The organism is Amycolatopsis sp. NPDC006131 (assembly GCF_040614175.1).
Lineage (GTDB): Bacteria > Actinomycetota > Actinomycetes > Mycobacteriales > Pseudonocardiaceae > Amycolatopsis_E > Amycolatopsis_E tucumanensis.
Map to the genome: position 1 here is coordinate 23602 of NZ_JBEXTX010000095.1, position 8462 is coordinate 32063.

An 8462-nucleotide genomic window follows, 5' to 3' on the forward strand; every position below is an offset into this window, starting at 1 on the left:
GAGGTCAGGCTGGTGGTGCGCGCTCGGCGGGTCACGTTGCGTGACGTCGCGGACAGGGTCGGCCTGTCCGCGAACACGGTGTCGCGCGCGCTGTCGGGCAAGGACCAGGTCAGCGAGGCCACCCGCGAGATGATCGTCGCCGAGGCCCGGCGGCTGGGGTACGTGCCGAACAGCCACGCCCGGTCGCTGGTCTCCGGCACCACGATGGTGCTCGCGCTGGTGATCACCAACCCGTCCAACCCGTTCTACGCCGCGCTGATCTCCGCGGTGGAGCGGCAGTGCCGTCTCGCCGGGTACTCGGTCCTGCTGCTGGTCACCGAGGAGAACGAGGACAACGAGGAACGCGCGGTGCAGCAGCTGCTGCGCTTCGGCGTCGACGGGGTGCTCGCGGTGCCGATCCAGCACCGGCCCGGGGTGTGGGCGGAGCTGTCCGCGGCCGGGCTGCCGGTCGTGCTGCTCAGCCGCGACATCCCGGAGCTGGGGTTCGACTTCGTCGGCATCGACGTCGAGCAGGCGGTCGCGGACGCGGTGTCGCGCGTGGCCGTGCCGGGGCGGGCGTGGCTGTTCGAGGAGGACCTGGAGATCAGCACGGTCGCCCAGCGCATCGCGGGTTTCCAGCGCGCGCTCGGCGGCGATTCGCTGGTGCTGAAGGTGCCCGGGCACCGGACGCGGGACGCGGCGCTGCCGTGGCGGCCGGACGACGCCCACCGGCTCGCGGCCGGGCTGATCAGCCGTGAGCACCACCCGGAGCTGGTGGTCACCGGCAACGACTACTTCGCGCTCGGGGTCTACAAGGCGGTCCGGGAGTGCGGGCTGACCGTCGGCGACGACGTGCGCGTGCTCGGCTACGGCGATCACCCGTTCGCCGCCTACCTGGAGCCGGGGCTGACCACGATCCGGCTGCCCGCCGACGAGGTCGGCTCGGCCGGGGTGGAGTTGTTGCTGCGGCGGGTCGCGGACCCGGACCGGCCGCGGGAAACCGTGCGGTTGAGCGCCGAACTCGTCGAGCGCGGCTCGGCGCGCGTCGTGCGCTGATCGTCGCCGTCCGTCCAGGAAAGATCAACCTTCCCGCCACAATCCGGACATAGCGTCCGCCGCATGAGACGCACTCCCCACCGGTGGACGGCGGCCGCGCTCGCGCTCGGCCTCGCCGCCGCACTCGTCCCCACCCTCGCCGCCGCCGCGCCCGGCGACGTCGTCGTCCGCGAATCCTTCGACAGCGGCGCGCTGCCCGCCGGGTGGACGCCGGTCGCCGGCACCTGGCAGGTCAGCGGCGGCAAGCTGACCAACACCGCGCCCGGCACGCTGTCCCGGATCACCTTCGGCACGCACCTGGAGGACTTCCGCACCGAGGCCACCATCCGGTTCGACTCGGTGACCAACTCCAGCCGCTGGGCCGGCATCGTGCTCGACACCGCGCCCGGCGGGGCCGTGCCGTGGAGCCAGGCGGTCATGCGGTCGGCCTCCACCGCGACCAACGGCATCGAGTTCGCGCAGCGCACCGAGGCGAACACCTGGAACGTCACCGACACCGCCGCCGCGCCGTACGACGCGGGCACCGGGCGCGACGTCCGGGTGGCGATCGAGGTGCACGGCAGCCGCGCGAGCTGGAGCTTCGACGGCAAGACAGTCCTGACCACGACCAAGCTGCGGCGCAGCGCGTCGGGCGTGTTCGGGTTCATCGCCGACGGCGCGAAGATCAGCGTCGACGACGTGGTGGTCACCCAGCTCGAACCGCTGCCGGTGACCCAGCCGGACGGTGCCCTGCCGCTCACGGTCGCGCACCGCGGCTACTCCGCGGTCGCGCCGGAGAACACCCTCGCCGCCGTCGAGGCGGGGATCCGCGCCGGCGCCGAGTACGTGGAGATCGACGCGCAGACCACCCGCGACGGCGTGCCGGTGGTCATGCACGACAACACCGTCGACCGGACCACCCCGGGCACCGGCGACATCTCGACGCTGACCGCCGCTCAGGTCACCGCGCTGGACGCGGGGTCGTGGTTCTCGCCCGCGTTCGCCGGGCAGAAGGTGCCGACGCTCGGGCAGGTGCTGGACCTGGTCCGCACCAGCGGGTCGACGCTGCTGCTGGAGATCAAGGGCCCGGAGACCCGCGCGGAGACCACGCGGATCCTGGACGAGGTGCGCAGCCGCGGCATGGCGCGGCAGGTGCTGGTGCAGAGCTTCGACGAGCAGGTCCTGCGGGACGCGCGGGCGGTCGCGCCGGAGATCCCGCTGGGGCTGCTGCGGGGCGCGGTGGACGCCGATCCGGTGGCGACGGCGAAGGCGTTCGGGGTGGTGACGTACAACCCGTCCGCCGCCGCGCTGCTGACGCGTCCGGACGCGGTGTCCCAGCTGAACTCCGCCGGGATCGCCGTGATGCCCTACACGGTGAACGACGCCGCGACCTGGCGGAAGCTGGCCGACGCCGGGGTGGACGCGATCATCACCGACCGGGCGGGCGAGCTCGCCGGCTGGCGGTCGGGCCACGCGGCGCCGTCTGTGTCGATTTCGGTGCCGGGTGAGCTGCGGCGGTTCGTGCCGGCGTCGGTCGCGGTGTCGGCGCGGGACGCCTCGTCGGTCTCGGTGACGCTGGACGGCACGCGGATCGACCCGGCGGTGCCGCTGGACCCGCGCTCGCTGGCCGCCGGCGCGCACGAACTGGTCGCCATCGCGACCGGCCCGGGTGGGACGGCTTCGGCGTCGGCGAAGTTCGACGTCGTGGTCGACGTGACGGGCGTGCGGGTGCTGGTCGCCGAGGCCGGGACGCGCCCTGAGGAGACGGCGACGATCCTGCGCCACCTGGACGCCGGGCGCTTCGACCAGGCCGCCGACGCGGTGCGCCGGGCCGGGTTCGCGCCGGAGCTGGAGCGGATCCTGCTGGCGGACCTCGCGTTGATCGCGGGTCGCTGAGGCCTGGGGTGGCGGGGCGATCTTGTCCCCGCCACCCCGTCCGGGTGAGACTGGCGCGGTGGATCGCGTGCGCATCGAGATCAGTCAAGGCGTCGCCGACGTGCGGCTCAACCGTGCCGACAAGCGCAACGCGCTGGACCCGGCGATGTTCGCGGCCCTGGTGCGGGCGGGCGAACGGCTGAAGACCGAGCCGGGGTTGCGGGCGGTCGTGCTCTCCGGCGAGGGGCCAGACTTCTGCGCCGGCCTGGACTTAGCGGCCTTCCAGGCGATGCGCTCCGGCGACCGGATCAGCGCCGACGTCGACCTGCCGCCCGCCGACGGCCCGGCCAAGGCGACCGGGCAGCGCGCCGCCTATGTGTGGACCGAGCTGCCGGTGCCGGTGATCGCCGCGATCACCGGGCACGCCCTGGGCGGCGGGCTGCAGGTGGCGCTGGGCGCGGACATCCGGATCGTCGCGGCGGACGCGAAGCTGTCGGTGCTGGAGATCAAGTGGGGCTTGATCCCGGACATGACCGGCACGCAGGTGCTGCCCGAGCTGGTCGGCCGGGACGTGGCGAAGGAGCTGACCTTCACGGGACGGATCGTGAGCGGCGCCGAGGCGGTGTCGCTCGGCCTGGCGACGCGCGTGGCCGACGACCCGCGGGCGGAGGCGCTGGAGCTGGCCCGGTCGATCGCCGGGCGCAGCCCGGACGCGGTCCGCGCGGCGAAGCGCCTGCTGGACCTGCCGCGCGACCACGAGGCCGGGTTCGCGGCGGAGCAGCGGGAAATCACCGCGCTGATCGGCAGCCCGAACCAGGTCGAGGCGGTGACCGCGTCGTTCGAGAAACGGGCGCCACGCTTCACCGACCCGGCCTGAACCGCGAGTCCCACACCCCGGCGCGCGAGTTCCACGCTCACGCCCGGGCCCCACGCCCGCAGGCCCCACCCCACGCGCCCGGGCCCCACGCCCACAGGCCCCATACCCACGCACCCAGGCCCCACGCCCGTGCCCGCACGACCCACCCCACGCGCCCCAGCCCCACGCCCGCGCCCGCCGCGCCCCGTCGACCCGGGCGAACACCCCAGCCGCGCACACTGCCCGGTCCACGGCTCCGGCCTCAGCCCCGGAGCAGGCCCGACCGCCGCAGGCTCTCCGCTGTCTCGCGGATGCTCGTCGCGGGGTCGCGGGGTACCCAGCCCAGGACCTCCCGCACCTTGTCCGTGCGGATCACCGGCACATCGGGCTCGCCGGGAGCCTCGCGCACCGGCACGCCCAGCAGCTCGGCGATCTGCGCGAAGCTCATCGCCGGCCCGCTGCTCACGAGGAACCGCTCGCCGGCGGCCGACGGCGTGGTCATCGCGCGCACGTGCGCGTCGGCCACGTCGCGGACGTCGACCACGCCGAAGTACGACCTCGGCACCACCGGCATCGTCCCCTCCAGCATCGCCTTGATCAGGCCGGTCGAGGTGGACAGCCGGGGGCTCAGCACCGGCCCGAAGATGCCGGTCGGGTTGATCACCGCCAGCTCCGGCCCGCCGTCGCGCGCGTAGTCCCACGCCGCCCGCTCCGCGACGGCCTTCGACTTCACGTACGCGGTGTTGTCGTCCGCCGGGTCGGTCCAGTCGGTCTCGTCGTAGAAGCCGCGGGTCGTGCCGCTGTATCCGACGGCGGCGAACGACGAGGTCAGCACCACGCGCCGCACCCCCGCGTCCCGGGCGGCGCGAAGCACCCGCACCGCGCCGTCCTGCGCCGGGCGGATCACCTCGTCCTCGTCGGCCGGGTCGTCGGCCGGGAACGGGGAGGCGACGTGCAGCACGTACTCGCAGCCGTCGGCCGCCTCCGCCCAGCCCTCGTCGCTGTCCAGGGTGGCGACGGCGAACTCGGGGTCCCCGCCGACCGCCTCGCGCACTTCCCCGGCTCGATCAGTCGACCGGACCGTCGTCCGCACGGCCCACCCGTCGCGCAGCAGGCGGGCGATGACGTGCGTGCCGGCGAACCCCGTCCCGCCCGTGACCAGGACGGGGCCGCGCGCGGTCACTTGAGCCGGGGCAGCAGGCCCCGGATCTCGTCGACGGCTCGTTCTTCGGCGGCCGCGTCACCGCGGTCCCGCGCGTCCCACAGCTCGGCCTTGAGCCGCAGGTAGTCGCGGCGCACGCGCAGCCGCTCGATCTCGGCGTCCAGCCGTTCGACGTCGCGGGCGAACAGGTCGCGCTGCTCGGCCGGGTCGCCGCCGTCGAGGTGGCGCAGGTAGACCCGCATGTCGGCCAGGCTCATGCCGGTCGAGCGGAGGCAGCCGAGCGCCTCGATGGTCTCGACCAGCTCGGGCGGGTACCGGCGGTGCCCGCTGGACTCGTCGCGGTCGACCGGCCCATCAGGCCGATCCTCTCGTAGTAACGCAGGGTGGGTTCCGGCAGTCCGCTGCGCCGGGAGACCTCCTGGATCGTGCTCATACCGGCCAGTGTCGGATAGTTGAAGCGCTTGAAGTCAAGGGAAGGGCTGACATGACGCAGGACACGTACCGCCTCGGGGTGATGGACGGGGACGGCATCGGGCCGGAGATCGTGCCGGCGGCGGTCCGCGTGGTGGACGCGGCGGCGCAGGAACTCGACATCCAATGGGTACCGCTGCCGGTGGGCCGATCGGCGATCGACGAGTTCGGCACTCCCCTGCCGGATTCCACGGTCGAGGCGCTGTCCGGTGTGGACGGCTGGCTGCTCGGCCCGCACGACAACGCGTCCTACCCGGAGCCGCACCGCTCACGGCTCAACCCGAGCGGGTTCCTGCGCAAGCACTTCGACCTGTTCGCCAACATCCGCCCGGCCAGGGCGTTCGACGGGGCGCGGGCACTGGTCCCGGGCACCGACCTGGTGATCGTGCGGGAGAACACCCAGGGTTTCTACGCCGACCGCAACACCTTCGCCGGGGCCGGCGAGTTCATGCCGACGCCGGACGTGGCGATCGCGCACGCGATCTTCACCCGTGAGTCGGTGGAGCGGATCGCGCACGAGGCGTTCCGGCTGGCGCGGCAACGGCGGCGCCGGGTGACAGTGGTGCACAAGGCGAACGTGCTGCGGCTGACCAGCGGGCTGTTCCTGGACGTCTGCCGCGAGGTGGCGCGGCAGTACCCGGACGTCGAGGTCGGCGACGCGCACATCGACGCGATGGCCGCCGCCCTGGTGCGGCGCGCGCCGGAGTTCGACGTGATCGTCACGGAGAACATGTTCGGCGACATCCTGTCCGACCTGACCGCGGAGATCGCGGGCTCGCTCGGCATCGCCCCGTCGGTGAACGTGTCGGCGACACGCGGGATGGCGCAGGCGTCGCACGGTTCCGCGCCGGACATCGCGGGGCGGGACGTGGCGAACCCGGTGGCGATGATCCTGTCGGCCGCGATGCTGCTGGAGTGGCTGGGCGAGCGCCACGACGACCCGGCGCCGGCCCGGGTCGCGAGCACCGTCCGCGAGGCGGTCGCCGACACGATCCGCGGCGGCGTGACGACACCGGACCTCGGCGGCTCGGCAGGCACCCGAGCGTTCACCGACGCCGTGGTGGTGTCGATCAAGCACATGACGGGCTGACCGACGCTGTGGTCCGCCGACATGGTGGACCGTCCCGGGCGCTGCCTACCCTGGCGATCTCGCAACGGTGCGCAGGGAGGATCGCCCATGAGAAGGTCTGTTGCCGTGCTCGTCCCGGCGCTGGCGGCCGCGGCACTCGCGGCGCCGGCGCAGGCGGATCCGGCCGCGTCGTGCGCCGCGCTGGCGGGGCTCGCGATCCCGGCCGCCGTGATCGGCCTGCCGACCAGCGGCGGCACGGTGACGTCGGCTCAGGTCACGGGCACCTACTGCCAGGTGGACGCGGCGCTGCACCCGGTCGACCCGGCGGCGCCGGACATCCGGATGCGCGTCGCGTTGCCCGCGGAGTGGAACGGCAAGGCGCTGATGTTCGGCGGCGGCGGCTACAACGGCACGATCCCGAACGTGGCGGGCAACGTCCCGTTCGGACCGGTCGGCGGGCCTACTCCCCTGGCGCGGGGTTATGCGACGTTCGCGAGCGACTCCGGTCACCAGGCCTCGCCGGCGCACGTCCCGGCGACCTCGCTCGACGGCTCGTTCGGGGTGAACGACGAGGCGGTGCGAAACTTCTCGGGCGACGCGCTGAAGAAGACCCGTGATGCCGCGATGTTCCTGATCGCCGAGCGGTATTCGGCGCGCCCGTCGCACAGTTATTTCGCGGGCGGCTCGACCGGTGGCCGTGAGGCGCTGGCCGTGGCGCAACGGTGGCCCGCGGATTTCGACGGCGTGATCTCGGCGTACCCGGCGTGGAACGCGGCGAGCCTGGACCTGTTTTTCGGTTACGAAGCGCAGGTGCTGTCCCAGCCCGGCGCGTTCCCCAATCCCGCTAAGCAAACCTTGTTGTACCGCAGTGTCATTCAGGCCTGCGACGGCCTCGACGGCCTGCGCGACGGCGTGATCTCGAACGAGCCCGGTTGCCGGTTCGATCCTAGGTCGTTGCGCTGCCCCGACGGCGCGGACACGGGCGACACGTGCCTGTCGGACGCGCAGATCCGCGCGGTCAAGGCGATTTCGTCTCCGCTGCGGTGGAACTACCACCTGGGCAGCGGCGAGCGCGGCTATCCGGGTTTCCCGTTCCTGTCCGGCGCCGCGATGACCACCCCGCTGCTCGGCATGGGCACGGTGGCCCCCACCACCCCGATGCCGACCGCCGCTGGTTACGGTGTCCAGTTCTGGGACCAGTGGGTGCGGTACTTCGTGACCCGCGACCCCGGTTTCGACGCCCTGTCGGTTGATCCACGGCACCCGGGCCCGTGGCGGGAGCGGATCGCGGAGCTGGCCGGGCTGCAGGACGTGAACAACCCGGACCTGAGCCGTTTCGCCCGGGCCGGCGGCAAACTCCTGCTGCTGCACGGAACAGCGGACGAGCTGGTCAGCCACCGGTCCACAGCGGACTACTTCGAGCGGGTGGAGCGCACACTGGGCAAGCGGGCGACGGACACCTTCGCGAGGTTCTATCTCATCCCCGGCGCGAACCACGCGAACGTGAGCGCGGCCTTCCCCGCCGCATGGGATTCGCTGACCGCACTGGAAAACTGGGCTGAACACCGGGAGGCGCCCGTCGACCCGGTGGTCACCGACGCCACCACCAGCCGAGCCCGCCCACTGTGCGAATACCCGGCCTGGCCCCGCTACCGGGGAGGCGACCCGGCCGCAGCGGCAAGCTTCACCTGCACCGGGTGATCTTCGCACCCAACCCGAGCCGGGTGGTCATCCCGTCGCCTGCCCGTGCGGCGAGGACTCTCTTTTGATCTTTTTCCTGCGCTTCGCGCAGGGGCGCCTCACGGCGCTCGGAAGGTCACCTTACGACCACCCCCGCCCCCGATGCCTGATTGTGTTTCAGTCGCCGAGCAGCCGTGTCAAGGCGGGAAAGCGTGCCTTGACACGGCTGGTCGGCGACTAAGAGCGTGTCTCATGTGGTGTGTTTGCGGAGTTTCTTGTAGCAGGTCAGGGCGGCTCCGAGGGTGAGGAAGGCGAGGAAGTGGCTGGCTTTGCGT

The 8462-nt window shown here is 72.8% G+C and carries 7 protein-coding genes and 1 pseudogene; 5 read left to right on the plus strand and 3 right to left on the minus strand.

Going from position 1 to position 8462, the window contains the following annotated elements; translation table 11 throughout:
* Positions 1-12: 12 nt before the first annotated feature.
* From ABZ215_RS33800 to ABZ215_RS33810, 3 genes are all read left to right on the plus strand, one after another.
* A complete protein-coding gene (locus ABZ215_RS33800; RefSeq protein WP_354954383.1) occupies positions 13-1035 on the plus strand; it encodes a LacI family DNA-binding transcriptional regulator in 1023 nt (340 codons plus the stop codon).
* Positions 1036-1098: 63 nt separating this feature from the next.
* Positions 1099-2910: a glycerophosphodiester phosphodiesterase family protein gene (locus ABZ215_RS33805; protein ID WP_354954385.1), complete on the plus strand. Its 1812-nt coding sequence runs from the start codon at positions 1099-1101 to the stop codon at positions 2908-2910.
* A 58-nt stretch (positions 2911-2968) separates the two neighbouring features.
* On the plus strand, positions 2969-3766 hold the full coding sequence (locus tag ABZ215_RS33810; RefSeq protein WP_354954387.1) for a crotonase/enoyl-CoA hydratase family protein: 798 nt from the start codon (positions 2969-2971) through the stop codon (positions 3764-3766).
* A 241-nt stretch (positions 3767-4007) separates the two neighbouring features.
* Here the strand turns inward: ABZ215_RS33810 and ABZ215_RS33815 are convergent, their stop codons facing one another.
* The 3 genes and pseudogenes from ABZ215_RS33815 to ABZ215_RS33825 form a co-directional block, all read right to left on the minus strand.
* A complete protein-coding gene (locus ABZ215_RS33815; RefSeq protein ID WP_354954389.1) occupies positions 4008-4928 on the minus strand; it encodes an aldehyde reductase in 921 nt (306 codons plus the stop codon).
* Positions 4925-5164 (minus strand): hypothetical protein, encoded by a 240-nt coding sequence (locus ABZ215_RS33820; RefSeq protein ID WP_354954391.1) that lies wholly within the window; start codon positions 5162-5164, stop codon positions 4925-4927. The genes ABZ215_RS33815 and ABZ215_RS33820 overlap by 4 nt, the downstream gene beginning before the upstream one ends.
* A 125-nt stretch (positions 5165-5289) precedes the next feature.
* A pseudogene (locus tag ABZ215_RS33825) lies at positions 5290-5340 on the minus strand (MerR family transcriptional regulator); the annotation flags it as partial.
* Between the two features lie 51 nt (positions 5341-5391).
* On the opposite strand from ABZ215_RS33825, the gene ABZ215_RS33830 reads away from it, so the two are divergent.
* Positions 5392-6468 carry an isocitrate/isopropylmalate family dehydrogenase gene (locus tag ABZ215_RS33830; protein ID WP_354954393.1) on the plus strand — a complete coding sequence of 359 codons (1077 nt, stop codon included), beginning with the start codon at positions 5392-5394 and terminating at the stop codon, positions 6466-6468.
* An 87-nt stretch (positions 6469-6555) separates the two neighbouring features.
* Entirely contained in the window at positions 6556-8148 is a 1593-nt protein-coding gene (locus ABZ215_RS33835; RefSeq protein WP_354954395.1) for a tannase/feruloyl esterase family alpha/beta hydrolase, read from the plus strand.
* The last annotated feature ends 314 nt before the right edge of the window (positions 8149-8462 follow it).